The 23583-nt window shown below is 71.6% G+C and carries 24 protein-coding genes; 12 read left to right on the forward strand and 12 right to left on the reverse strand.

Translation table 11 applies throughout. The features are described 5' to 3' along the window. Positions 1-71: 71 nt before the first annotated feature. The 4 genes from OHT61_RS24050 (at position 72) to OHT61_RS24065 (ending at position 1937) form a co-directional block, all read left to right on the forward strand. The gene (locus tag OHT61_RS24050) at positions 72-446 is read left to right on the forward strand and encodes a helix-turn-helix domain-containing protein (RefSeq protein ID WP_327113845.1); all 375 of its coding nucleotides are present in this window, start codon (positions 72-74) and stop codon (positions 444-446) included. A 216-nt stretch (positions 447-662) separates the two neighbouring features. Beyond that, entirely contained in the window at positions 663-1133 is a 471-nt protein-coding gene (locus OHT61_RS24055) for a Dps family protein (protein ID WP_329041072.1), read from the forward strand. 43 nt (positions 1134-1176) lie between these two features. Next, positions 1177-1347 (forward strand): CsbD family protein, encoded by a 171-nt coding sequence (locus tag OHT61_RS24060; protein WP_399835879.1) that lies wholly within the window; start codon positions 1177-1179, stop codon positions 1345-1347. Between the two features lie 296 nt (positions 1348-1643). Further along, positions 1644-1937 (forward strand): hypothetical protein, encoded by a 294-nt coding sequence (locus OHT61_RS24065; RefSeq protein WP_329041075.1) that lies wholly within the window; start codon positions 1644-1646, stop codon positions 1935-1937. Here OHT61_RS24065 and OHT61_RS24070 read toward each other — a convergent pair. Continuing rightward, positions 1934-2740: an Fpg/Nei family DNA glycosylase gene (locus OHT61_RS24070; RefSeq protein WP_329041076.1), complete on the reverse strand. Its 807-nt coding sequence runs from the start codon at positions 2738-2740 to the stop codon at positions 1934-1936. The genes OHT61_RS24065 and OHT61_RS24070 overlap by 4 nt on opposite strands. A gap of 66 nt (positions 2741-2806) precedes the next feature. Next, positions 2807-7507 (reverse strand): Lhr family ATP-dependent helicase, encoded by a 4701-nt coding sequence (locus OHT61_RS24075; protein ID WP_329041077.1) that lies wholly within the window; start codon positions 7505-7507, stop codon positions 2807-2809. A 101-nt stretch (positions 7508-7608) separates the two neighbouring features. On the opposite strand from OHT61_RS24075, the gene OHT61_RS24080 reads away from it, so the two are divergent. From OHT61_RS24080 to OHT61_RS24090, 3 genes are read left to right on the forward strand one after another with little or no spacing between them, the layout of a single operon-like run. After that, positions 7609-8472 (forward strand): AraC family transcriptional regulator, encoded by an 864-nt coding sequence (locus tag OHT61_RS24080; RefSeq protein WP_329041079.1) that lies wholly within the window; start codon positions 7609-7611, stop codon positions 8470-8472. A 10-nt stretch (positions 8473-8482) separates the two neighbouring features. After that, entirely contained in the window at positions 8483-9265 is a 783-nt protein-coding gene (locus OHT61_RS24085; protein ID WP_329041080.1) for an AzlC family ABC transporter permease, read from the forward strand. After that, the gene (locus OHT61_RS24090; RefSeq protein WP_329041083.1) at positions 9262-9567 is read left to right on the forward strand and encodes an AzlD domain-containing protein; all 306 of its coding nucleotides are present in this window, start codon (positions 9262-9264) and stop codon (positions 9565-9567) included. Before OHT61_RS24085 ends, OHT61_RS24090 begins: the two co-directional genes overlap by 4 nt. A 10-nt stretch (positions 9568-9577) precedes the next feature. Here the strand turns inward: OHT61_RS24090 and OHT61_RS24095 are convergent, their stop codons facing one another. Continuing rightward, complete coding sequence (locus OHT61_RS24095; protein WP_329041085.1) at positions 9578-10492, reverse strand: hypothetical protein; 915 nt, start codon at positions 10490-10492, stop codon at positions 9578-9580. An 80-nt stretch (positions 10493-10572) separates the two neighbouring features. Between OHT61_RS24095 and OHT61_RS24100 the strand changes: the two genes are divergently transcribed. From OHT61_RS24100 to recX, 4 genes are all read left to right on the forward strand, one after another. Further along, positions 10573-10767 carry a DUF3046 domain-containing protein gene (locus OHT61_RS24100; protein WP_327113828.1) on the forward strand — a complete coding sequence of 65 codons (195 nt, stop codon included), beginning with the start codon at positions 10573-10575 and terminating at the stop codon, positions 10765-10767. Positions 10768-11082: 315 nt separating this feature from the next. After that, positions 11083-12204 (forward strand): AI-2E family transporter, encoded by a 1122-nt coding sequence (locus OHT61_RS24105; protein WP_329043379.1) that lies wholly within the window; start codon positions 11083-11085, stop codon positions 12202-12204. Between the two features lie 325 nt (positions 12205-12529). Then, positions 12530-13660: a recombinase RecA gene (recA, locus tag OHT61_RS24110; protein ID WP_329041087.1), complete on the forward strand. Its 1131-nt coding sequence runs from the start codon at positions 12530-12532 to the stop codon at positions 13658-13660. 3 nt (positions 13661-13663) lie between these two features. Then, on the forward strand, positions 13664-14350 hold the full coding sequence (gene recX, locus OHT61_RS24115; protein WP_329041089.1) for a recombination regulator RecX: 687 nt from the start codon (positions 13664-13666) through the stop codon (positions 14348-14350). Between the two features lie 535 nt (positions 14351-14885). Here recX and OHT61_RS24120 read toward each other — a convergent pair. From OHT61_RS24120 to OHT61_RS24155, 9 genes are all read right to left on the reverse strand, one after another. Continuing rightward, complete coding sequence (locus OHT61_RS24120; RefSeq protein ID WP_329041090.1) at positions 14886-15791, reverse strand: DUF6197 family protein; 906 nt, start codon at positions 15789-15791, stop codon at positions 14886-14888. Positions 15792-15975: 184 nt separating this feature from the next. Further along, positions 15976-16422 (reverse strand): rhodanese-like domain-containing protein, encoded by a 447-nt coding sequence (locus OHT61_RS24125; RefSeq protein WP_329041091.1) that lies wholly within the window; start codon positions 16420-16422, stop codon positions 15976-15978. Then, positions 16419-17123, reverse strand: a complete 705-nt coding sequence (locus tag OHT61_RS24130) for a cysteine dioxygenase (protein ID WP_443049628.1) — start codon at positions 17121-17123, stop codon at positions 16419-16421. Before OHT61_RS24130 ends, OHT61_RS24125 begins: the two co-directional genes overlap by 4 nt. Before the next feature lie 100 nt (positions 17124-17223). After that, positions 17224-17310: a putative leader peptide gene (locus OHT61_RS32545; protein WP_311605579.1), complete on the reverse strand. Its 87-nt coding sequence runs from the start codon at positions 17308-17310 to the stop codon at positions 17224-17226. A 32-nt stretch (positions 17311-17342) separates the two neighbouring features. Beyond that, positions 17343-18977, reverse strand: a complete 1635-nt coding sequence (locus tag OHT61_RS24135; RefSeq protein WP_329041094.1) for an FAD-dependent monooxygenase — start codon at positions 18975-18977, stop codon at positions 17343-17345. A gap of 185 nt (positions 18978-19162) precedes the next feature. After that, a complete protein-coding gene (locus OHT61_RS24140) occupies positions 19163-20077 on the reverse strand; it encodes an amino acid ABC transporter permease (protein ID WP_329041095.1) in 915 nt (304 codons plus the stop codon). Continuing rightward, positions 20074-20742: an amino acid ABC transporter permease gene (locus OHT61_RS24145; RefSeq protein WP_329041096.1), complete on the reverse strand. Its 669-nt coding sequence runs from the start codon at positions 20740-20742 to the stop codon at positions 20074-20076. The genes OHT61_RS24140 and OHT61_RS24145 overlap by 4 nt, the downstream gene beginning before the upstream one ends. Positions 20743-20840: 98 nt before the next feature. Further along, positions 20841-21677: a glutamate ABC transporter substrate-binding protein gene (locus tag OHT61_RS24150; RefSeq protein ID WP_329041098.1), complete on the reverse strand. Its 837-nt coding sequence runs from the start codon at positions 21675-21677 to the stop codon at positions 20841-20843. 62 nt (positions 21678-21739) lie between these two features. Continuing rightward, a complete protein-coding gene (locus OHT61_RS24155; protein ID WP_327113807.1) occupies positions 21740-22525 on the reverse strand; it encodes an amino acid ABC transporter ATP-binding protein in 786 nt (261 codons plus the stop codon). Between the two features lie 354 nt (positions 22526-22879). Here OHT61_RS24155 and OHT61_RS24160 point away from each other — a divergent pair, with 354 nt between their 5' ends. Further along, positions 22880-23572: a response regulator transcription factor gene (locus OHT61_RS24160; protein ID WP_329041100.1), complete on the forward strand. Its 693-nt coding sequence runs from the start codon at positions 22880-22882 to the stop codon at positions 23570-23572. Positions 23573-23583 lie beyond the last annotated feature (11 nt).

Genomic DNA, 23583 nt, shown 5'->3' on the forward strand with positions numbered 1-23583 from the left:
ACGGCCGCAGCGCGAGGCGGTACGGTGGGGCGTGAAGGATGCGGCTACGCGGTCCGAGGAGGGAGCCACCGATGATTCTGCTCCGTCGCCTGCTTGGTGACGTGCTGCGTCGGCAGCGCCAGCGCCAAGGCCGTACTCTGCGCGAAGTCTCCTCGTCCGCCCGAGTCTCGCTCGGCTATCTCTCCGAGGTGGAGCGGGGGCAGAAGGAGGCATCCTCCGAACTGCTCTCCGCCATTTGCGACGCGCTGGACGTACGGATGTCCGAGCTCATGCGTGAAGTGAGCGATGAACTGTCGTTGGCCGAGCTCGCCGAATCGGCGGCGGCCACCGATGCGATGGCTGTGCCGGTACGCCCGATGCTGAACGCCGTCTCCGTCGCCGGAGTACCGGCGGGACGGGTGACGATCAAGGCACCGGCGGAAGCGGTGGACGTCGTCGCCGCCTGACCGGCGCGATTCACGTAAGCGAAAGGCCCCGGCCGACCCCTCGCGGGTCGGCCGGGGCCTTTCGTGTGCCGGGGGTGTGTGGTGCCTTTCGCGGGGCAGGTGCTCGATGAGCCCGGAAGGCGGCTTTCGGGACCGACTACCAAAATGACCGTTTCGTGCCATATGTGACATCGTGGACGGGTGGTATGTCGAACAGCTATCTGAACGGAGAAGTGGATGTCTGTCGTGAAGAGCGCCCTGTCCGAAGGTGACCGCAAGGTCGTCGGCGACGCACTGCAGGGTGCGCTGGTGGACCTCGTCGACCTCTCCCTCGTGGCCAAGCAGGTCCACTGGAACGTGGTCGGCCCGCGATTCCGTTCCGTGCACCTCCAGCTCGACGAGGTCGTGGACACGGCCCGGCAGCACTCGGACACGGTGGCGGAGCGCGCCTCCGCGGTCGGCGTCAACCCCGACGGCCGCTCCCGGACCCTCGCCAAGACCACCGCCATCGACGCCGTCCCGGAAGGGTGGATCAAGGACGGGGACGCGGTTCGCGTGCTCGTCGACGCCCTGCGGGTCGTCATCGACCGCATGCGGGAGCGCATCGAGGCGACCGACGGGCCCGACCCCGTCAGCCAGGACATCCTGATCACGCTCACAGCGGATCTCGAGAAGCACGCGTGGATGTTCCAGGCCGAGAGCGCCTGACCCCGAACCCGAGGAAGGAATCGCCGTGACGGACAAGAAGGCAATGGACAAGCTCAAGGGCAAGGCCAAGGAGACCACCGGGAAGCTCACCGGTGACCGCCGCAAGGAGGCCGAGGGCAAGTCCGACCAGGCCAAGGCCAAGGCGGAAGGCGCCCTGGGCGGGGTGGGGGAGCGCGCCAAGGGCGTGAAGGACTCCCTGGGCGACGACAAGTAGCGGAGAACGCCCGCGCGGTCGTGCCCCGCGGTGTGCCCCCGAGGAACGCAGGTTCCCGGGGGCACCGGCACGTCCGGGACCCGGGGGCACCGGCACGTCCGGGGGTGCGTCCGGGCGGGGCGGGCCGCGGGATGCAGGCGGCGCCGAGGCGGGAGAGACTTCGGGAGAGGGCCGGGTTCGCCGCTCCCCACGACGTGGGACAGCGCGCGAACGGGCTGTCCGCACGCCCCGCATGTCTGCGACGCGCCCTCCCGAAGCGGATCGAGCCGTACTAGCGTCGGCCGGAGGAGGCAGCCATGGTGCGGCGATGGGTGCCCGTGCTCGCCCTCGGCGGCATGTGGTGGTGGGCGGTCCTGCGCCTTCTCCTCGAACCGGAGCACGCCGGACTGGTGGAGGGCGCCGTCGCGGCCGGTGGATGGGGGCTCAGCCTCCTGCCCGTGCACGTGACCGCCACGGCACGGACGCACAGGACTTCCGACGGGCCGGGGACCTCGCGGCCGGACCGGTACCCCGACGAGCTGCGGACCTGTATATCCGCCCCGCCTCCGACCGCCGGGCGTCCCGGCGGACCGGACGGCGGGCCTTCCTAAGCCGTGGGCCCCGGCTGGCACCGCGGGCACCAGTAGACCGGCCGGTCGTCGCGCTCCGCCCTCCTGATGGGCGTCCGGCAGCGCAGACAGGGGCGGTCGCCCCGCCCGTAGACGAAGAGGCGTTCACGCACCCTGCCGCGCGACACGGCGGCGACGGCGCCCGTCGTGGTCCGTGTGGGCCGGTCGCGATTGGCTTCCAGGAGTTGCTTGGCCGTGCTGACGAGGCGCGTGGCCAGTGGCGGCGGGATCTCACCCATCGGGAGCCACGGCGTCACACGGGCCATGAAGCAGAGCTCACACATGTAGACGTTGCCGATGCCCGCGAGATTGCGCTGGTCCAGCAGAGCCTCGCCCACGGGACGTGCCGGGTCCGCGAGCAGATTGCGCAGGGCGGCGTCCGGGTCCCAGCCGGGCCCCAGCAGATCAGGACCCAGATGGCCGACGACCTGCTCCTCGTCCTCGGTCCGCAGCAGTTCCAGCACGGGCAGCCGGTAGCCGACGGCCGTGTGGTCCGCCGTCGCCAGCACGGCGCGGATCTGGAAGGCCGGGCCACCGCGCCAGCGCTCGCCGGGACCGTAGACGCGCCAGGAGCCGTCCATGCGCAGATGGCTGTGGAGCGTGAAGCCCTCCTCGATCCGGGTGAGCAGGTGCTTGCCCCGCGATACGACGCCCAGGACCCTGCGGCCCGTCAGGTCGGACGTGGCGAAACGGGGGACCCGCAGATCGAACCGGGTCAGCACATCACCCGCCAGCGCGGTGTCGAGACGCCGCGCGGCCTGCAGGACCGTGTCACCTTCGGGCATGACTCCATCATGCGGCTTCGCCGGCGCGCACGGCCCGGTCTGCGCCGCCCGGCCGCCGTCAGGCCGTCACGCCCGCAGGCGCAGCCCTCGCGGCGTGGCCAGGAAGCCGGCGGCCTCCAGGGTGCGGCCCAGCGGTGACGTGAGGGAGGACGCTCCGTTGGTCCGCTCCACCGTCACCGTGCCGAGCGTCCCCGCGCGGGCCGCCGAGGCGAGTGCCTCGGCAGCCGCGCGGAGCGCGGGGTCTGCCGGATCGACGGGCCAGGCGAGGAGGGACTTGCCGCCGCGTTCCATGTACAGCGTCAGCTCTCCGTCGACGAGGACGACCAGCGCTCCGGCCTTGCGGCCCGGCTTGTGACCGGCACCGTCCGGCGATTCGGGCCAGGGCAGGGCTGCGCCGTACGCGTTCGCCGGATCGGCCGCGGCCAGGACCAGGGCGCGTGGGGCCGTACCCGGATCGGCACGCTCGCGCGCCGTCGACGCGGCCCTGAGCCGGTCCACGGCGCCGTCCATCGCGAACTGGGCGGCGCCCAGCCCCTCGACGACGTACCCGCGGCGGGCCTGCCCGCTGTCCTCGAACGCGGCGAGGATGCGGTAGACCGCCGAGAACCCGCCCTCGACGCCTTCAGCCTGGACGGCACCCCGGGTCACCACGCCATGGCGGTCCAGGAGCGTCCGGGCCAGGGCGTGCGCGCGATGCGTCGGTTCGGGTTCGGACGGGGGCAGGAGCGACCATCGCCCCGACACGGTCGGCGGCCCGGTACGGGAAGCGGGGCGGGCCGCGGCGGTCAGCGACCCGTAACGCCCGCGCGGCACATTGCGCTTCGCCCGGTGTGCGGTGGAACCCGCCGTGCGGCCGGAACCCAGGAGCGACCGCAGGGGGGCCAGGGTGTCGTTGGTGAGGCGCCCCGACCAGACCAGGTCCCAGAGGGCGTCGGCCAGTTGCGGATCGGTGCACTCCGGATGGGTGGTGGCACGGATCTGGTCGGCGATCTGCCGGAAGAAGAGCCCGTATCCGCCGGAGAGGACGGTGAGCACGGACTCGTGAAGCGCGGTCTGCTCCAACGGGTGGGGAGGCGGCAGGAGCAGGGGCGCACTGTCGGCGAGGTAGAGCGACAGCCAGCCGTCCTTGCCGGGGAGGGCGCCCGCTCCCGCCCACACGACCTCGCCGGTGGTGGTGAGTTCGTCGAGCAGGGCCGGGTGATAGCCCGGGACCCGGCTCGGCAGGACCAGCTTCTCCAGGGCGGATGCGGGGACAGGGGCACCCTGCAACTGTTCGATGGCGCGGGCCAGTCCGTCGATTCCGCGCAGGCTGTTGTCGCCGATGTGCTGCCACTGCGGAAGGAAACCGGCCAGCGCCGCGGGGGGAACCGGCTCCAACTCCTGGCGGAGCGCGGCCAGCGAGCGCCGGCGCAGCCTCCGCAGGACCGTCGCGTCGCACCACTCCTGGCCGATGCCCGCGGGATGGAACTCCCCCTGGACGACCCTGCCGGACGCGGCGAGCCGTTGAAGTGCCCCGTCCGTGACCGCGGTGCCCAGGCCGAAGCGCTGCGCCGCCTGCGTGGCGGTGAACGGGCCGTGCGTGCGGGCGTACCGGGCGAGGAGGTCGCCGAGCGGGTCCTTGACCGGCTCCGTGAACGCCTCCGGTACGCCCACGGGCAGCGCGGTGCCGAGCGCGTCGCGCAGCCGCCCCGCGTCCTCGACGGCCGCCCAGTGGGGAGCACCGCCGATACGGACCCGGATGGCCCGCCTGGCCGTCTCCAGCGCCGGTGCCCACGTCGGTTCCGCACCGCGCTCGGCGAGTTCGGCCTCCGTGAGCGGACCGAGGACGCGCAGGAGATCGGCGACACCCTCGGCATCCTTGATCTTCCTGTCGTCCGTCAGCCACTGCAGCTCACGCTCCAGCTCGCCGAGGACGTCGGCGTCGAGCAGCTCGCGCAGTTCTGCCTGGCCGAGGAGTTCGGCCAGCAGGTGGGAGTCCAGGGAGAGGGCCGCCGCGCGGCGCTCGGCGAGGGGCGAGTCGCCCTCGTACAGGAACTGCGCGACGTAGCCGAAGAGGAGGGAGCGGGCGAACGGGGACGGCTCGGGGGTGGTCACTTCGACCAGGCGGACGCGCCTGGCCTCCAGGTCACCCATCAGCTCCGTCAGTCCCGGGACGTCGAAGACGTCCTGAAGGCACTCGCGGACCGCTTCGAGGACGATCGGGAACGAGCCGAACTCCGAGGCCACCTGGAGCAGCTGCGACGCGCGCTGGCGCTGCTGCCACAGCGGAGTGCGTTTGCCGGGACTGCGCCGGGGGAGCAGCAGCGCACGCGCGGCGCACTCCCGGAACCGTGAGGCGAACAGGGCCGACCCACCGACCTGGTCCGTCACGAGCCGGCTGATCTCGCCCTTGTCGAAGACCACGTCGGCCGCGGCGACGGGGGGCTGGTCGCTGTCGTACCCCCCGCCGGGGAAGGCCGGGCCCTGATCACGGGCGCCGCTCCCCTCACTCCCGCCGGACTGGGCGGGGTCGAAGTCGAGGAGGTCGAGGCCCATCAGATCCGCGTCGGGCAGCCGCAGGACGATGCCGTCGTCCGCGTGCATCACCTGCGCGTCCATGCCGTAGCGCTCGGAGAGCCGGGCGGACAGGGCGAGCGCCCAGGGGGCGTGCACCTGGGCGCCGAACGGCGAGTGCACGACGATCCGCCAGTCGCCCAGCTCGTCCCGGAACCTCTCGACGAGGACGGTCCTGTCATCCGGGACATGACCGCAGGCACGGCGCTGCTCGTCCAGGTACGCCAGGATGTTGTCCGCCGCCCACGCGTCGAGCCCCGCGGCGAGCAGCCGGAGCCTCGCGTCCTCAGCCGGCAGCGCGCCGATCTCCCGGAGGAACGCGCCCAGCGCGCGGCCCAGTTCGAGCGGACGGCCCAGCTGGTCGCCCTTCCAGAACGGCAGCCGCCCGGGGACTCCGGGGGCCGGCGACACCAGCACCCGGTCCCGGGTGATGTCCTCGATCCGCCAGGACGTGGTGCCCAGCGTGAAGACGTCGCCGACCCGGGACTCGTAGACCATCTCCTCGTCGAGCTCGCCGACGCGTCCACCGCCCTTCTTCGGGTCGGCGCCCGCGAGGAAGACGCCGAAGAGGCCCCGGTCGGGGATCGTGCCGCCCGAGGTGACGGCCAGCCGCTGTGCACCGGGCCGGCCCGTGACCGTCCCCGCGACGCGGTCCCAGACGACCCGGGGACGCAGCTCGGCGAAGGCGTCGGAGGGGTAACGCCCGGCGAGCATGTCGAGCACCGCGGTGAACGCGGACTCGGGGAGTGAGGCGAAAGGGGCGGCCCGGCGGGCGAGGGCCAGCAGGTCGTCGGCCTGCCAGCTGTCGAGCGCCACCATGGCGACGATCTGCTGAGCGAGCACGTCCAGTGGGTTGGACGGGATCCGGAGGGCCTCGATGGCCCCTTCGCGCATGCGCTCCGTGACCACCGCGGCCTGCACGAGATCACCGCGGTACTTCGGGAAGACCACGCCGGTGGACACCGCTCCGACCTGGTGACCGGCCCGCCCCACGCGCTGCAGGCCGGAGGCCACGGACGGCGGCGACTCGACCTGGATCACCAGATCGACCGCGCCCATGTCGATGCCCAGCTCCAGGCTCGAGGTGGCGACCACCGCGGGCAGTCTGCCCGCCTTCAGGTCCTCCTCCACCTGGGAACGCTGCTCCTTCGACACCGAGCCGTGGTGCGCGCGGGCGAGCAGGGCGGGGGCACCTCTGGCCGCACCCGACTGGGCCATGATCTCGGCGGGGGAGTGGGCCTCGGGCAACGCCCCGACGCTGTCCGGCTCCTCGAAGGCGGTGCCCGTCGCGCGCTCGTAGGCGATCTCGTTGAGCCGGTTGCACAGGCGCTCGGCCAGCCGCCGGGAGTTGGCGAAGACGATCGTGGAGCGGTGCGCCTGGACGAGGTCGGCGATCCGCTCCTCGACGTGCGGCCAGATGGACGGCTTCTCGGCCTGCCCGCCCTCGTCCCCCGTGGCGGGAGAGCCGCCCAGCTCGCCGAGATCCTCCACCGGGACCACGACGGACAGGTCGAACTCCTTGGCGGACGGCGGCTGGACGATCTCCACCTTCCGCTGCGGCGACAGGAACCGCGCGACCTCGTCGACCGGCCGGACCGTCGCCGACAGCCCGATCCGCCGCGCGGGTCTCGGCAGCAGCTCGTCCAGTCGCTCCAGGGACACGGCCATGTGCGCCCCGCGCTTGGTCCCCGCCACGGCGTGGACCTCGTCGACGATCACCGTCTCGATTCCGGCGAGCGCCTCGCGGGCCGAGGAGGTGAGCATCAGGAACAGCGATTCCGGCGTGGTGATCAGGATGTCCGGAGGCCTCGTGGCCATCGAGCGCCGCTCGGCGGGAGGAGTGTCGCCGGAGCGGATCCCCACCCGCACCTCCGGCTCGGGCAGGCCCAGGCGCACGGACTCCTGCCGGATCCCCGTCAGCGGGGAGCGCAGATTGCGCTCCACGTCCACCGCGAGGGCCTTCATCGGCGACACGTAGAGCACCCGGCAGCGCTTCTTGGCGTCCGCGGGCGGCGGGACGGCCGCCAGCCGGTCCAGGGAGGCGAGGAAGGCGGCGAGCGTCTTGCCCGAACCGGTCGGGGCGACCACCAGCACGTCCGAGCCCTCGCCGATCGCCCGCCAGGCACCCTCCTGCGCGGCGGTGGGCGCGTCGAAAGCACCCGCGAACCAGCCACGGGTCGCGGGCGAGAACGAATCGAGTGCGGAACCGGCCATGCCCCCCATCGTGCACCCCGGCACCGACAACGGCCGGTGGACGTGCCCGCCGTCTCCGTCCGGGACCGCCTCCCACCGCCGGGACCTGCGAGAATACGGACATGACGGAGGCCGGCACGACGCGGGAGTGGGCGAGGCACTGGCAGTGCGCGGAACTGCCGGACCTCGATCTGCTGCGTGCCAGATACGTCCGCCACACCTTTCCGCGCCACAGCCACGAGGGCTTCGTCCTCGCAGCCGTCACCAGCGGTGTCGAGGACGTCGGGCTCCCCGGCGGCAGTCTGCGCGCGGGACCCGGCACCGTGATCATGATCAATCCGGAGGTGCCGCACACCGCGCGCGCCGGAGTGGCCGAGGGGTGGGTGTACGCCACGCTCTACCCCTCCGCGCAGGTCGTCGACGACATCGCCGCCGACGCGACCGGCCGGCGCGGGACGGTCCGCTTCGCGGAGGCCGGCGTGCGCGACCCGCAGGCCGCCCGGCTCATCGCCGACGTGCACCGGGCCGCCGAGGAGGGCAACGCGCTGGCCGCCGACAGTGTCCTGCGCGTGCTCGTCGCCGGACTGCTCGACCGGCACGGCAGAGCGCCGCAGACCGGAGTGCCGCACTCCGCCGGTTCCCGGGACGCCGCCCGCGCCCGCGCCGTGCTGGAGGAGCGGATGGAGCGGCCGCCGACCCTCGAGGCACTCGCCGCGGAACTGGGCACCAGCCCCTTCGCACTCCTGCGGGCCTTCAAGAAGCGGTACGGAATGCCCCCGCACACCTGGCTCACCGACGCGAGGGTGCGCCGAGCCCGGCGCATGCTCGACGCCGGGACCCCGCCGGCGGACGCCGCGGTCGCGGTCGGCTTCACCGATCAGCCGCACCTCAACCGGCACTTCACCCGGATCGTCGGCGTACCCCCAGGGGCCTACCGGCGCGAGCGCGCAAGAACGTACAAGACCGGCGGGGACCCCGGCCCGTAGCGTCCCGGGCGTGGCAGAACAGACAGCACCCCCGCAGAACACCGGCGCCGGCGAACCACCCGGCGAGGCCGGGACCAAGCCCGACGCCGCGGTCGTCCGGGACGCACTCGGCGTGGGCATAGCCGTGGGTCTCTCCGGATTCGCCTTCGGCGTGACCTCGGCGGGCTCCGGACTGACCCTCCTCCAGACCTGCGCCCTGAGCCTCCTGGTCTTCACCGGCGCCTCGCAGTTCGCCCTCGTGGGCGCCCTCGCGGCGGGCGGGAACCCGTACACCGCAGCGGCCGGGGCGTTCTTCCTGGGCATCCGCAACGCCTTCTACGGGCTGCGGCTGTCCCAGCTCCTCGCCGTCCCGAGGATGCTGCGCCCGTTCGCCGCCCAGTGGGTCATCGACGAGACGACCGCGGTCACCCTGGGGCAGCCGACCCGGAGGGCCGCGCGCATCGGGTTCACCGTCACCGGGCTCAGCCTCTATGTCCTGTGGAACCTGACCACGCTCGTCGGCGCGCTCGGTGCCGAGGCGCTGGGCGACACCGACGCCTGGGGCCTGGACGCGGCGAGTCCCGCCGTGTTCCTCGCCCTGCTCGCCCCGATGCTCAGGAGCACCACGGAGCGCGTGACGGCGGGCCTCGCGGTCCTGCTGGTCCTCGGCCTCCTGCCGGTGCTCCCGGCGGGCGTGCCCGTCCTCATGGCCGCCCTCGCGGCCCCCGCGGTCCTCTTCCTGAAGGGCCGCGGGCACGACACCCGGGGCGGCCTCGCCGCCGATGACACGACGACGCCCCGGGAGGGCCGATGAACATCTGGATCGCCGTCGGGCTCACCGCTGCCGGCTGCTACCTCGCGAAGCTCCTGGGCCTGCTCGTCCCCGCCGGAGTGCTGGAACGCCCACTGGTGCAGCGACTGGCGGCACTCCTGCCGGTGGCACTGCTCGCGGCCCTCACCGCCCAGCAGACCTTCGGCGACGGCCAGGCTCTCGTCCTGGACGCCCGGGCGGCGGGCCTCGCCGCAGCCGCTCTGGCCCTCGTCCTGCGGGCGCCCTTCCTGGTCGTCGTCGGCGCCGCCGTCGTGGTCACCGCGGCCGGTCGCGCCCTCCTCTGAGGCGTGACCGTCAACTCAGGGCGCGCCCGTACGCCCGCAGCGTCCGCAGCGCCCTGAGCGTCACGAGGGGGCGGCCCTCCAGGGCGGTACCGGGGGCCCACTGCCGCCAGTGGACCGGCCAGCCCCCGTCCTCCTGCTGCTCCGCCGCCAGGTGGTCCAGCGCGCTCTCCACCTCGTCGGCGGTGAACCAGCGCCGGGCGAGGGACCCCGGGGTGCGGGCGTAGTCGTACGGGAAGTGGTGCTCTCCCGGGGCGTAGCCGGGGGAGACCGGGTACTCGGACCTCCGGCCCGGATCGAGCACCACCAGCCGCTGCTCGCGCACCAGCCGGCCCAGGCGCTCGGCGGCGGCCTCGGCGCGCGCCCGGTCCGGCACGCCGTCCAGGAAGGCGACGGCCGCCTCGATCTCGTACGGGTGGGACCGCTCCAGCGACTCCACGGCGGCCCAGCAGAAGTCCGTGGCCCGGAAGAGCCAGGCGTGCCAGACCTGATTGCGGTGCAGCAGTCCGACCACGGGGCCCGTCGCGAGCAGTTCGGCGGGCGGATCGTCGACCACGGGGATGAAGGGTGCGGCGGGATAGCCCCGCTGCGCGGGAAGCAGCGCGGGCAGCGCACCCTCCTTGGTCGACACATCGGTCAGATACCGGCAGATCCGCTCCACGCGCAGACCGCCGCAGCGGTCGATGGAATCGAGGACGCTCAGCGCGTGAGCCGTGTGCAGCGGCTGGCTCACCGGCCCCCTGAGGTCGGGTTCGAGCGCGTGGGCGTAGCCACCGTCCTCGTTCCTGTAGGCGGCGAGTGCCGTCTCGACCGCGTCCGCGCTCCCTTCGAGGAAAAGGTGCGCGAACCGCCGCTGCTCCAGGACGCGCGCGGTGAGCCAGATGAACTGCTCGGCTTGGGCGAGGGGGCTTGCTCCGGTTCCAGCCATGGACCCGACCGTAGGGGCGAACCGCCGACGGCAGGGCCCGCCCGGCCCGTCTGCACTCTCAGGAGCGGGATACTGAGGGCATGCGGTTGACGATTTTCTGGGAACGGATGGCGGACCACTTCGGCGAGGCCTACGCCGAGTCCTTCGCGCGCGACCATGTCATGGCCGAGCTCGGGGGCCGCACGGTGCACGAGGCCCTGGCCGCCGGCTGGGAGACGAAGGACGTCTGGCGAGGGGTCTGCTCCGCGGTGGGCATCCCCGCCGACAAGCGCTGACGCGCCGGCCGGTCTCGCACCGGCGTTCCCGTCGGCGCCCCGCCGGGCAGGCATCTTCACTCCGGGCGGGCGTATCCCGGACAGGCGCAGAAGGCACGGACGGGCTCCCGCCGGCGGGCCCCGTACCCGGCCCGCGGGGGCGGGCGCGTCACCGGCGCCGGCAGGCGGCCCGAGCGACCTGTTGTCAGCGCGGTGCGCGAGACTTGTCCCGTGGCACCGACAGACGAGACCGCCCAGACCCAGACCGCCCGGACCCAGCCGCCCCCCTCGCAGGACCCGCCGCCCGGTGCGCCGACAGGGGCCGGCCCCGTCCGCATGCCCGGATGGCTCCCACGTGCCATGGTCATGGCACTGGCTCTCTACGGGTGCTTCCGGCTGGGCAGCTGGGCGTTCGACCAGCTCATCGGGCTGCTCATCAACATCGTCATCGCCTTCTTCCTGGCGCTGGCGATCGAGCCCGCCATCAGCCGCATGGCGGGGCGCGGGATGCGCCGGGGGCTCGCGACCCTCCTGGTCTTCCTGGGCGTCCTGACAGCGGGCATCGGATTCGTGGTCCTGCTGGGCTCCATGCTCGCGGGCCAGATCGTCGACATGGTCGACGAGTTCCCGAAGTACCTCGACTCGGTGATCAACTGGGTGAACCAGACCTTCCGCACCGAGCTCTCGCGGGTCGAGGTGCAGGACAGCCTGCTGCATTCCGACTGGCTGCAGAAGTACGTGCAGAACAGTGCGACCGGAGTGCTCGACGTCTCCACCACCGTGCTCGGCGGACTGTTCCGGCTGCTGACGATCTTCCTGTTCTCCTTCTACTTCGCCGCGGACGGGCCCCGCCTCAGGCGTGCGCTGTGCTCCGTGCTCCCGCCCTCGCGGCAGGCGGAGGTGCTGCGCGCCTGGGAGATCGCGGTCGACAAGACCGGCGGCTACATATACTCGCGCGGACTGATGGCGTTGATCTCCGGGGCTGCGCACTACGTCCTGCTGGTCGTCCTCGGAGTGCCCTACGCTCCCGCGCTCGCCGTCTGGGTCGGCCTCGTCTCGCAGTTCATCCCCACGATCGGCACGTATCTCGCGGGTGCGCTGCCCATGCTGATCGCCTTCACCGTGGATCCCTGGTACGCGCTGTGGGTCCTCGGCTTCGTCGTCGTCTACCAGCAGTTCGAGAACTACGTCCTGCAGCCCAAGCTCACCTCCAGGACCGTCGACATCCACCCGGCCGTCGCCTTCGGATCGGTGATCGCGGGAACGGCGCTGATGGGCGCGGTCGGTGCGCTGATCGCCATTCCGGCCGTCGCGACGCTGCAGGCGTTCCTCGGCGCGTATGTGAAGCGCTACGACCTGACCGACGACCCGAGGATGCACGGCGGCCACCGCCTGCGCCGTGGCGTGCCGCTCCTGGAGAGGCTGCGGAGCGCGGTGAGGGGCCCGGACGCGGGGTGAGGCGCTCTGTGCCCTGCGGGCGGTGATCCAGCCCGTCCGCAGGGTGGATCTCCCCGATGCGCCACCGCGTCCCGTCCGCTCATGTCTTGGACAATGGACGTGTCCGCCGTGGACCGTTCCGGGCGTCTCCGCTCGGTCGTGGCGGTCGGCGCGGTGCGCTTGACACCGAAATCGAACATCCATTCTTATGGAATTCCGGCCGGGTTTTCCCGGGCCCGACCGTGGAGTTGTCCACAGGCCGGGAGGACGTCGAGGCCCATTGTCAGTGGCAGGGGTTAGCGTCTGTGACGTGAAGCGATCGACTCAAGCAAATCGGGTGGAACCCATGGCAGGAACCGACCGCGAGAAGGCGCTGGACGCCGCACTCGCACAGATTGAACGGCAATTCGGCAAGGGCGCGGTGATGCGCCTCGGCGAGCGGCCGAACGAGCCGATCGAGGTGATCCCCACCGGGTCCACCGCGCTCGACGTCGCGCTCGGCGTCGGCGGGCTGCCCCGCGGCCGCGTGGTGGAGGTGTACGGACCGGAGTCCTCCGGAAAGACGACGCTGACGCTGCACGCCGTGGCGAACGCGCAGCGGCTCGGCGGCTCGGTGGCGTTCATCGACGCGGAGCACGCCCTCGACCCGGAATACGCGAAGAAGCTCGGCGTCGACATCGACAGCCTCATCCTCTCGCAGCCGGACAACGGCGAGCAGGCGCTGGAGATCGTGGACATGCTGGTCCGCTCCGGTGCGCTGGACCTGATCGTCATCGACTCCGTCGCGGCCCTGGTGCCCCGTGCCGAGATCGAGGGCGAGATGGGCGACTCGCACGTGGGCCTGCAGGCCCGTCTGATGAGCCAGGCACTCCGCAAGATCACCAGTGCGCTCAACCAGTCCAAGACCACAGCGATCTTCATCAACCAGCTCCGCGAGAAGATCGGGGTCATGTTCGGCTCCCCGGAGACCACGACCGGTGGCCGGGCTCTGAAGTTCTACGCCTCGGTGCGTCTGGACATCCGCCGCATCGAGACCCTGAAGGACGGCACCGACGCAGTGGGTAACCGCACCCGCGTCAAGGTCGTCAAGAACAAGGTCGCGCCGCCGTTCAAGCAGGCCGAGTTCGACATCCTCTACGGCCAGGGCATCAGCCGTGAGGGCGGCCTGATCGACATGGGCGTGGAACACGGCTTCGTCCGCAAGGCCGGCGCCTGGTACACGTACGAGGGCGACCAGCTCGGCCAGGGCAAGGAGAACGCCCGCAACTTCCTCAAGGACAACCCTGATCTCGCCAACGAGATCGAGAAGAAGATCCTCGAGAAGCTGGGCGTCGGCGTCCGTCCGGACGAGTCGTCCGCGGAGCCCGCGGCCGATGCCGCGGCCGCCACGGGTTCCCCTGCCGACGCGGCTGCCAAGTCGGTCCCGGCTCCCGCGACCAAGGCCAAGCCCGTGAAGGCCACGGCGGCCAAGAGCTAGGCGATGACGCGTCGCACGGAATGGCCGGGTGCCGAAGCAGACGCGGGTCCCGGCCCCGAGTACGCCGCTGACGTCTCCGGGGTCCCCGCGGAGCCCGGTCGGGGGGCCGGGTTCGGCGAGGGGGCGGGACGGCGTTCCCGTTCCAGAGACGGCGGTTCCCCCTCCTCGTCGAGGGCCGAGAAGGGGGAACCGCGCGACCCGGTCGAGCAGGCACGCAACATCTGTCTGAGGTTGCTGACCGGGACTCCGCGCACGCGTAAGCAGCTCGCCGACGCCCTGCGCAAGCGGGAGATCCCCGACGAGGCGGCGGAGGAAGTGCTGTCGCGGTTCGAGGACGTGGGGCTGATCAACGACGCGGCGTTCGCGGACGCCTGGGTCGAGTCCCGGCATCACGGCAGAGGGCTCGGCCGCCGTGCCCTCGTGAGGGAGCTGCGTACCAAGGGGGTGGACGCAGCGCTGATCGAGGAGGCGGTCGGGCAACTCGACTCCGATCAGGAGGAGGAGACCGCCAGGGCCCTAGTTGCGCGGAAACTGCGCTCCACCAGGGGGCTGGAGCGGGACAAGCGGATTCGTAGGCTTGCGGGCATGCTCGCGCGCAAGGGATACGGCGAGGGGATGGCCCTGCGCGTGGTGCGCCAGGCGTTGGAGGCCGAGGGGGAGGACACCGAAGGGCTGGACGAGCCCTTCTGAGCGGGGCGGGGCGGGCGACCGTCGGGCCGGTCGGCTGGCGTACGGACTGAACGCTGAAGGTTGAACGGGCCCGGGGGAACAGGTGCGAACCGGGGCGGCACGGGCCGTCGGCCGCAGCGGGGGTGTGGCCGGGGCGGGCGCCCGAAACCCCGTACGTACGGGGTTCGGACGCGGGGCCTGGCCGGGGATGGGCGTACGGACCGGGACGTACGGACCGGTCGTACGGGCCAGTCGTACGGTCCGGATGCGGGGCATGACGCTGGGGCCCTACGCGGCGCGAGATCGTCACCGCGTGCGGGGCAGGCGGGCACGGCCCGATGACTCGTGCCTGCGGCGGTGACGGAGGGGGTCACCGCCGCAGGACTGAGTGTTCGGTTCCGAGGCGTCGGCTTCGAGGCGTCGGCTTCGAGGTGCCGGCTTCCAGGCACCGGCTTTAGGCACCGGCTTACAGGCGCCGATACCGGGTGGCCCGGCTCGGACGCGGTGCTCACCCGAGATCCGGGTCGTTGCAGGAGGAGGTGAGGGCCCGGAGGCGTCATTCTCCTGCCAGTGAGGCCCGCCGGATGGTCGCGTCGATCAGCGCGAGGGCATCGTCGACGGTGCGGCCGGGGTGCCGGTTCCAGGGGCCGATCAGATCGGTCCAGCCCTGTGAGCGCAGCTCGGTGATCATCCAGGCGCCGGCACGGTCGACGGTACGGAGGGAGCCGTAGCCGAGCCGGTGTGCTGTCAGCATGGCCCCGCAGACGCAGCGCGCACCACGTGCGTTGCGCAGGCGGTACGGGGTGTTCTGCCAGCCCCATTCCGTCAGGATCTGGCGTGCGTGGCCGAGGTGGGACGAGGGGCGTACGTCGGGCTGCCCGATCCGGCGCCAGGCGTGCAGGCGGTCGGGCAGCACCGCACCGACGCGCCCGGGAAGCCTGCGCTCGCCGGCGGACGGTGTGACCGGTGCGGGCAGCGTCCGCAGGGACTCCTCGATCAACTGCTCGACGGGTACGGACAGAAGATTCCGCCACTCGACAGGACGGGCGGGCCGCGCCCCGTCGTGGGGTGCGCCGTGCGGTACGGGCGCCGGGCGAGTGTGTACGGGGGCAACGCGAACCGCCCCGGACACCGTGTGAGCGGCCTCCGCTTCCAGGACCGCATGTGCGCCCACCGGGACCGCGCAAGCGGCCTTCGGGTGTACACGCGTGGTCGTCGGGGCCCCGGGCGCTGCCACCGGGACCTCACGCGCGGCCTCTGCTTCGCTCAGCGCGCACGCGGCGTCGGCTCCGGGCAGCCCGTGCCCGGAAGTCCGTGGCTGACCCGTGAGCTCGGAGGCCGGGCTCACGGCCTCGGGAGTCGTGACCTCCCAGCCCATGACGATGCGCTGCCACGCATCCGTGTCATGGAGCCGGGAGGCCTGTGCGTCGAGCTGATCCGGGGTGAGTTGAGCGGTATCCATCAACGCGACATCTCCGTACATTCCGGTCCTCAGTGATGAGGTGAATGTCGGTCGCGCGCGTTGTCAGCTCCACCGGAAAAGCAGCGTTCGGGTGTGTCGGGGAGGCATTCGGGCCTTTTCGGCAGCCGGGGGGCCGGGGCGCAACGCCCCTGGCCCCCCGGTGCGCGAGCCCCTAGGAGCCGGATCAGGGGGCGGCGGGATGTCCCGGGGTGAGCGCGGCATCTGCCGTGACGGGGAGCCCTGACGCGCGCCATGCCTGGAAGCCGCCGATGAGGTCCGTGGCCCGGTGCAGTCCCAGTTGGCGCAGGGAGGCGACGGCGAGGCTCGACGCGTACCCCTCGTTGCAGATGATCACGATGCGGAGGTCGTGGCCGACCGCCTCCGGGGTGCGGTGGCTGCCCCGGGGATCGAGCCGCCACTCGAGTTCGTTCCGCTCGATGACCAGGGCGCCGGGGATCAGGCCGTCCTGCTCGCGCAGGGCCGCGTAGCGGATGTCGACCAGCAGCGCGCCCTCCTCGGCCGCGGCCGAGGCTTCTTCGGGGCTGATCCGGGTGTAGCCCGCCCGGACCCGGTCCACCAGTTCGTCGATGCCGAGCGGCTCCGGCGGACGTACCTGCTCGTCGGCGCTCACTGCCAGTCCTCCGGGCGCTCGGTCTGCTCGAGTCGGAGCACGGCGCCCGTACGGCTGAACCGCCGGATCCGTGGCAGGGGCGGGTAGTACGCGTGCACGGAAACGGCGTGCTCGTGTTCGGACTCGTTCAGCACCTCGTGCACGTGGTGCCTGCCGAAGGCCCTGCCCTGGCCGGTGGCCAGCCGGCGTGTCCGGTCGATGTCCTCACTGAGTTCGAGGGTCTTCCAGCCCTCGGTGGGGAGACGAGCGGCGAGCGAGTGCTCCCTGAGCGCCCCCGCTGCCACGGTGAAGGCTCCGGTGGACTCGGCGTGGTCGTGCCAGCCGGTGCCGGTGCCGGGTGGCCAGCCGATCAGCCATGCCTCGCTGCCACCGGGCCCCTCCAGGCGCAGCCAGGTGCGTCCCTCGGGGTCGAGGGGGAGCGAGGAGACGAGCGCGGTGTCCTCCGCGGTCCGGCGGACGAAGGCGAGCAGTTCCGCGACAGTCGGTGTCGGGGGCCGCACGTCGGCGGCGGGGGGCACGGAACCGCTCGCGCCGGGAGGGTTTCCTGCGGGGGCCGGGGCGTCGCCGCCGTACGGCGCCGGCGTTACGGCCGGGCCGCGCGACCCGACGGGTGACGCGGGCGGACGAGGGCTGTCGGTGACGACGGCGGGCGTGGGCGGGCGAGCGCCATCGGGGTCGACGGCGGGCGTGGGCGTGGGCAGGGAGGAAGAAGAGGATGCAGACACGAGGGACCGTCCTGAGAAGTTCGCGAGGAGGCACGGCCACGCGCCGAAGACGGCGCGGGGTGCCGGGGCAGGCGATTCAGCAGGAGGGGCGACACACGCAGCCCGCGTAGCGGACCAGGTCCATATGGACCCTCCGCCACAGGCGCACATCGGTGTCGGTCATGATCTGGAGTACACCATGTGGGCCTGCGACGGTCAATCGACGTCCGCGGTCCGGTCGGAGCTCGCCGTGGTGCGCGCCCTGTCGCCGTGCGCCGTGCCCGCGCCACCCCCGCGCGCCGTGTCGGCGGCCGCGTACAGCTCTGCCGCGCGTACACCGTTGAAGGCGGCCACGAGATGTCCGTCCGGCCTGACCAGCAGCACCGTGTGGGCCGTCGCCCCCGGGTAGCTCTCGGTCACCAGCAACTCCGCCTTGGCCGGGAGGGCGTTCACCGCGTCGACGAGCCGGGGCATGACCCCGGCCGTGAGCCAGTGCCGCCGGTCCCACACCCCAGTGCCCGGTGCGACGAGGATAACCAGCAGATGCCCCTGCCCCAGCCGCTCGCGCAGCCGCACCGCCGTCCCGTCGGGCGCGGTCACCCGCACGTCGGCGACCGGCGCTCCTGGAGCCGTGCCCACCGGGGCGTGCGCTTCGGCGGGTTGGGGCGCAAGGGGGGAGTGCGTGTACGAGGGCGGCGCGCCCAGCGGCCCGCACCCCAGGTGGCCGTCGGCGAGCAGTGTGTCGTGCCCGCGTGCGCCGCCTTGCACGAGCGTACGGAGGCCGGCACCGCCGCGCAGTATCGGCAGCGACTGGTCGGCGGCCCGCAACCGCGCGGCGACCGCCGCCCTGCGCTCGGCCTGGTAACTGTCGAGCAGCACCTCGGATGCACCCTGGTGCCATGCCTGCGCCAGTTTCCAGGCCAGGTTCTCGGCGTCCCGCAGCCCCTCGTCCAGCCCCTGGGTGCCGAGGGCGCCCAGCAGATGTGCGGCGTCCCCGGCGAGGAAGGCGCGCCCGGACCGCCAGCGCCTGGCCAGCCGGTGGTGCAGCGTGTAGACGCCGGTGTCCAGCAGGTCGTAGGCCGGTGTCTCGCCGCACCAGCCTTCGAGCGTGTCGCGGATCCGGAGGATCAGGGCGTCGGGGGTGACCAGCTCGCCGCGCGGGGGGAGGAGCCAGTCCAGCCGCCACACCCCGCCGGGCAGCGGCCGGGCGGTGACCTCGGTACCGCCCGAGCGCCAGGGTGGCGACCGGTGCAGCACGGCCTCGCCCGGCCAGGGCAGTTCGGCGCGCAGCGCGGCGACCGCGTGCCGCTCGACCGCCGTACGGCCGGGGAACCGGATGTCGAGGAGCTTGCGCACCGTGGACCTGGCGCCGTCGCAGCCGACCAGGTAACTCCCGCGCCACCAGGTCGAACCGGGCTCCCTGGTGTGCACGGTGACGCCGTCCGCGTCCTGCTCCAGAGTGTCGATCCGGCTGAACGGCACCATCTCCACCAGGTCGTGCGCGGCGGCCGCCGCGCGCAGTCCTGCGGTGAGGGCGTGCTGGGGCAGATGGACGGGGGAGGGCAGCGGCACGGTGCCCTGCTCGTCACCCAGGGGCACGGCCCGTACCAGTTGCTTGCGCCGTACCGAGCGCCAGCCCGCCCAGCGGAGCCCCTCGTCACGGAGCGCGGAGCAGCCGAGCCGTTCCACCAGGTCCGCGGTGTCCTCGCGCAGCACCACGGTGCGGGCGGGGCGGGGTTCGTCCTTGCCGGGGCCCTCGTCGAGCAGGACGGACGGGACGCCCTGGGCCGCGAGGGCGAGCGACAGCGCCAGGCCGACCGGCCCGGCGCCGACGACGATCACCGGGTCCACGGTGTGATCCCTCCGGCGCCGGTCGTCGGGGTCGAGGGGGAGGAGGGTGCGGCGGGGGCTGTTCGGGGCGGGATCACAGAACGTATGCAACCTACTGCCGGTGCTTGCGTCAAGTGACCAGGGGACGTGGCGGGGGGCGCGGCGTGTGCGCCGGCGCCCCCCGTGGTTCCGTCGTCGACGGGCCGTCAGTTCCCGCGCCCGTCCTCGAGGACGAGCGGCGCTTCGCCGATGGTCCTCAGGTCCCCGTCGGGGCCGGCGGCGACCACCGGGCCCGTGCTCTTCTTCCCGCGCCGGAGCCTGCGCTCCAGCCAGCTCGCGAACGAGGTGAGGGCGAAGTTCAGCGCGATGTAGATCAGCGCGATGATCGTGAAACACGCGATGGTGTTCGCACCGTAGTTCGCGCTCATGGGGCGGACCGAGGCCAGCAGCTCGGGGAAGGTGAGCACAGCCCCGCCGAGTGCGGTGTCCTTCACGATGACGACGATCTGGCTGACGATCGCGGGCAGCATCGCGGTGACCGACTGCGGGAGCAGCACGTACCGCATCGTCTGGCCCTTGCGCATGCCGATCGCCTTCGCGGCGTCCGTCTGCCCGTGCGGGAGGGAGAGGATCCCGGCCCGTACGATCTCGGCGAGCACCGAGGCGTTGTAGAGCACCAGACCCGTGACGACCGCGTACAGCAGGCGCTGGTCGGTGGCGAAGTCGGCGAACTCCGCGTAGGCGGCGTTCGCGGTGATCATCAGGATCAGTACGGGGATGGCGCGGAAGAACTCCACGACGATGCCGGAGGGCATGCGCACCCAGCGGTGGTCGGAGAGCCGGCCGATGCCGAACAGCGCGCCGAGCGGCAGAGCGATCAGGAGGGCGAAGAACGCGGCCTTGATCGTGTTCTGGAAGCCCGGCCAGATGTACGTCTCCCACGGCTGGGGGCTCGTGAAGAACGGCTCCCACTTGATCCAGTCGAGCTGGTGCTTCTCGTCGAGGCTGGTGTACACCCACCAGGCCACCGCGGCGAGGACCGCCAGGAAGACGACGGTGTAGAGGACGTTGCGCCGCTTGGCGCGCGGTCCCTGCGCGTCGAAGAGGACGGAGGTCGTCATCGCTTCACCGCCACCTTCTTGCTCACCCAGCCGAGCAGCAGCCCGGTCGGGAGGGTGAGGCAGACGAATCCGAACGCGAAGACGGCGGATATGAGGATCAGTTGGGCTTCTGCTTCGATCATCGACTTCATCAGCGTCGCCGCTTCGAGGACGCCGATCGCCGCCGCGACCGTGGTGTTCTTGGTCAGCGCGATCAGCACGTTGGCCAGCGGGTTCACGACCGAGCGGAAGGCCTGCGGGAGGATGATCAGCCGCAGCACCTGGACGAAGCTCAGACCCAGCGCACGCGCGGCCTCGGCCTGTCCGGCCGGCACGGTGTTGATGCCCGACCGCAGCGCCTCGCACACGAAGGCGGCGGTGTAGAGGGCCAGCGCGAGCACGGCGAGCCGGAAGTTGATGACCTCGAAGTTGCCGCCGCCTCCGAGCTCGACCTGCAGGGTCTGGAAGAGACCGAGCGAGGCGAAGACGATGATGACGGTCAGCGGAATGTTGCGGACGATGTTCACATAGGCGGTACCGAAACCGCGCATCAGGGGGACCGGGCCGACCCGCATACCGGCCAGCAGCGTTCCCCATATGAGGGAACCGAGGGCGGAGTAGACGGTGAGTTTCACCGTCACCCAGAAGGCCCCCAGTAGGTCGTAACCTTCAAGAAAGTCGAACACGATCTCCCGTGCTTCCACGTGTGGGGAGGGCTCGGTGCGCCGCCTCGCCGGCGGCGCACCTCGTCAGCCCGGCTTCGGACCGTCCGGAGAGTGGAGCCCTACTTGACGACGTCGCCGATCTTCGGCGCGGGGTCGTTCTTGTAGTTGGCGGGGCCGAAGTTGGCCTCGACCGCCTTGTCCCAGGCGCCGTCCGAGACCATCTTGGTGAGCGCGGCGTCGATCTTCTTCTTGAGGTCGGCGTCGCCCTTCTTCAGGCCGATGCCGTAGTTCTCGTTGGTCATCTTGAAGCCGGCGAGCTTGAACTTGCCCTTGTGGACGTCCTGCGCGGCGTATCCGGCGAGGATGGAGTCGTCCGTGGTCAGCGCGTCGACGGCCTTGTTCTCCAGGCCGGTGAGGCACTCGGAGTAGCCGCCGTAGTTCTGCAGCTGCGCCTTCGGGGCCAGCTTCTCCTTGACGTTCTTCGCGGAGGTCGAACCGGTGACCGAGCAGAGCTTCTTGTTGTTGAGGTCCGCGGGCGACTTGATGGAGTCGTCGTCGGCGCGGACGAGGACGTCCTGGTGCGCGAGGAGGTACGGGCCCGCGAAGTCGACCTTCTGCAGGCGCTCGTCGTTGATCGAGTACGTGGCGGCGATGAACTTCACGTCGCCGCGCTCGATCGCGGTCTCGCGGTCGGCGCTCTTCGTCTCGACGAACTCGATGTTCTTGGCGTCGTAGCCGAGCTCCTTGGCGACGTACGTGGCGACGTCGACGTCGAAGCCGGCGAACTTGCCGTCCGGCGTCTTCAGACCGAGACCGGGCTGGTCGATCTTGATGCCGATCGTGATCTTGCCGCCGCCGCCCGCGGCGTCGTCCTTGTCGTCGGAACCGCAGGCGGTGGCGGTGACTGCGAGAGCGAGCACGGCGGCGGAGGCGGCGGTGACCTTGCGAAGCTGCATGATGGGATTCCTCGTGTTGACGCGATGTGGGTGTTCAGCCGGCACTGGACCAGCCGTGCGGATCAGTGGTGAAGGATCTTCGAAAGGAAGTCCTTGGCCCGGTCGCTGCGCGGGTTGCTGAAGAACTGGTCCGGCGTGGCCTCTTCGACGATCTTTCCGTCGGCCATGAAGACGACCCGGTTGGCGGCGGAACGGGCGAAGCCCATCTCGTGGGTGACGACGACCATCGTCATGCCCTCCCGGGCCAGCTGCTGCATGACCTCCAGGACCTCGTTGATCATCTCCGGGTCGAGCGCCGACGTGGGCTCGTCGAAGAGCATGACCTTGGGGTCCATGGCCAGCGCGCGGGCGATCGCGACGCGCTGCTGCTGGCCTCCGGAGAGCTGCGCCGGGTACTTGTCGGCCTGTACGCCTACACCGACGCGGTCGAGCAGCGCCCGGGCCTTCTCCTCGGCGAGCTTCTTCTCCGTCCTGCGGACCTTGGTCTGGCCCAGCATCACGTTCTCGAGCACCGTCTTGTGCGCGAAGAGATTGAACGACTGGAAGACCATGCCGACATCGGCACGCAGCCTGGCGAGCTCCTTGCCCTCCTGGGGCAGCGGCTTGCCGTCGATCGAGATCGCGCCCGAGTCGATCGTCTCCAAGCGGTTGATCGTGCGGCACAGCGTGGACTTCCCGGACCCGGAGGGCCCGATGACTACGACGACCTCGCCGCTGGCGATGGTCAGGTCGATGTCCTGGAGCACATGCAGCGCGCCGAAGTGCTTGTTGACGTTGCTCAGTACGACAAGGTCGTCCCCCGCAGGTGCGGCATCCTCGGCGGCCTTGGTCACTGACACTCCGCTCATCGGCTTCTTGCTCCGTCCTCCTCGGTTAGGGAAGGACCCTAGTGACGCAGTGCGACGAACGTCATTACATCTGAGCGGAAATTGAGCATAACGATCCGGCCTCAGCTGGACACTCCGCGTGAACGGGACACCACGGCGCGCTCGTCGTCGTACCGGGTGGGTAACGGAAACCCGCTGGTAACCGGGAGGGTCTTGACTGGCACACCCGTCATCGGAGTGGATGCCCTGATGCGGGATGGCGTGAATCGTCGCCGTACGCGAAGGTTCACCGGGCGGAACGTCCGCCGGTCATCACGGAAAGTTTCTGCCGTCCCGGAAACGGGGACCCGGAAACGTGAACGGAGGGGAGGGGTCTTGAGGCTTTTGCTCGTCGAGGACGACGACCACGTCGCGGCGGCCCTGTCGGCCGTTCTCGCACGCCACGGCTTCCGGGTCGTGCACGCCCGCAGCGGCGAGGAGGCGCTGCAGGCACTGCTGCCCGCAGAGAAGGAGCCCTTCGGGGTCGTGCTCCTCGACCTCGGGCTGCCCGACCAGGACGGCTACGAGGTCTGCGGGAAGATCCGCAAGCGGTCCGCGATCCCGGTGATCATGGTGACCGCGCGTTCCGACATCCGTTCGCGCATCCACGGCCTCAACCTCGGCGCGGACGACTACGTCGTGAAGCCGTACGACACCGGCGAACTCCTCGCCCGTATCCATGCCGTCGCCCGGCGCAGGACGGCCGGCGAGGACACCGGCCCCACCCCGCTCGCCGCCCTGGTGCTCGGCCCCGTCCGCATCGAGCTGCCCACCCGCAGGGTCGGCGTCGACGACCGTGAAGTCCAGCTCACCCGCAAGGAGTTCGACCTGCTCGCGCTGCTCGCGCAGCGGCCGGGTGTCGTCTTCCGCCGGGAGCAGATCATCAGCGAGGTGTGGCGGACCAGCTGGGAGGGGACCGGGCGCACGCTGGAGGTCCACGTGGCGTCGCTGCGCTCCAAGCTGGGGCTCCCCGCCCTGATCGAGACCGTGCGGGGCGTCGGCTACCGGCTCGTGCCGCCGTCGGTCTGAGGACGTCCCGC

Source organism: Streptomyces sp. NBC_00178, from assembly GCF_036206005.1.
Classification (GTDB): domain Bacteria; phylum Actinomycetota; class Actinomycetes; order Streptomycetales; family Streptomycetaceae; genus Streptomyces.

Bases quoted from the DNA above. Each gene is read 5' to 3' on its own strand.
- recA (WP_329041087.1), top strand. From the start codon at position 12,530: ATGGCAGGAACCGACCGCGAGAAGGCGCTGGACGCCGCACTCGCACAG.
- OHT61_RS24055 (WP_329041072.1), top strand. From the start codon at position 663: ATGTCTGTCGTGAAGAGCGCCCTGTCCGAAGGTGACCGCAAGGTCGTC.
- OHT61_RS24095 (WP_329041085.1), bottom strand. From the start codon at position 10,492: ATGGCTGGAACCGGAGCAAGCCCCCTCGCCCAAGCCGAGCAGTTCATC.
- OHT61_RS24090 (WP_329041083.1), top strand. From the start codon at position 9,262: ATGAACATCTGGATCGCCGTCGGGCTCACCGCTGCCGGCTGCTACCTC.
- OHT61_RS24150 (WP_329041098.1), bottom strand. From the start codon at position 21,677: ATGCAGCTTCGCAAGGTCACCGCCGCCTCCGCCGCCGTGCTCGCTCTC.
- OHT61_RS24120 (WP_329041090.1), bottom strand. From the start codon at position 15,791: ATGGATACCGCTCAACTCACCCCGGATCAGCTCGACGCACAGGCCTCC.
- OHT61_RS24100 (WP_327113828.1), top strand. From the start codon at position 10,573: ATGCGGTTGACGATTTTCTGGGAACGGATGGCGGACCACTTCGGCGAG.
- OHT61_RS24105 (WP_329043379.1), top strand. From the start codon at position 11,083: ATGCCCGGATGGCTCCCACGTGCCATGGTCATGGCACTGGCTCTCTAC.
- recX (WP_329041089.1), top strand. From the start codon at position 13,664: ATGACGCGTCGCACGGAATGGCCGGGTGCCGAAGCAGACGCGGGTCCC.
- OHT61_RS32545 (WP_311605579.1), bottom strand. From the start codon at position 17,310: ATGACCGACACCGATGTGCGCCTGTGGCGGAGGGTCCATATGGACCTG.
- OHT61_RS24060 (WP_399835879.1), top strand. From the start codon at position 1,177: ATGGACAAGCTCAAGGGCAAGGCCAAGGAGACCACCGGGAAGCTCACC.
- OHT61_RS24070 (WP_329041076.1), bottom strand. From the start codon at position 2,740: ATGCCCGAAGGTGACACGGTCCTGCAGGCCGCGCGGCGTCTCGACACC.
- OHT61_RS24140 (WP_329041095.1), bottom strand. From the start codon at position 20,077: ATGACGACCTCCGTCCTCTTCGACGCGCAGGGACCGCGCGCCAAGCGG.
- OHT61_RS24155 (WP_327113807.1), bottom strand. From the start codon at position 22,525: ATGAGCGGAGTGTCAGTGACCAAGGCCGCCGAGGATGCCGCACCTGCG.
- OHT61_RS24050 (WP_327113845.1), top strand. From the start codon at position 72: ATGATTCTGCTCCGTCGCCTGCTTGGTGACGTGCTGCGTCGGCAGCGC.
- OHT61_RS24075 (WP_329041077.1), bottom strand. From the start codon at position 7,507: ATGGCCGGTTCCGCACTCGATTCGTTCTCGCCCGCGACCCGTGGCTGG.
- OHT61_RS24065 (WP_329041075.1), top strand. From the start codon at position 1,644: ATGGTGCGGCGATGGGTGCCCGTGCTCGCCCTCGGCGGCATGTGGTGG.
- OHT61_RS24080 (WP_329041079.1), top strand. From the start codon at position 7,609: ATGACGGAGGCCGGCACGACGCGGGAGTGGGCGAGGCACTGGCAGTGC.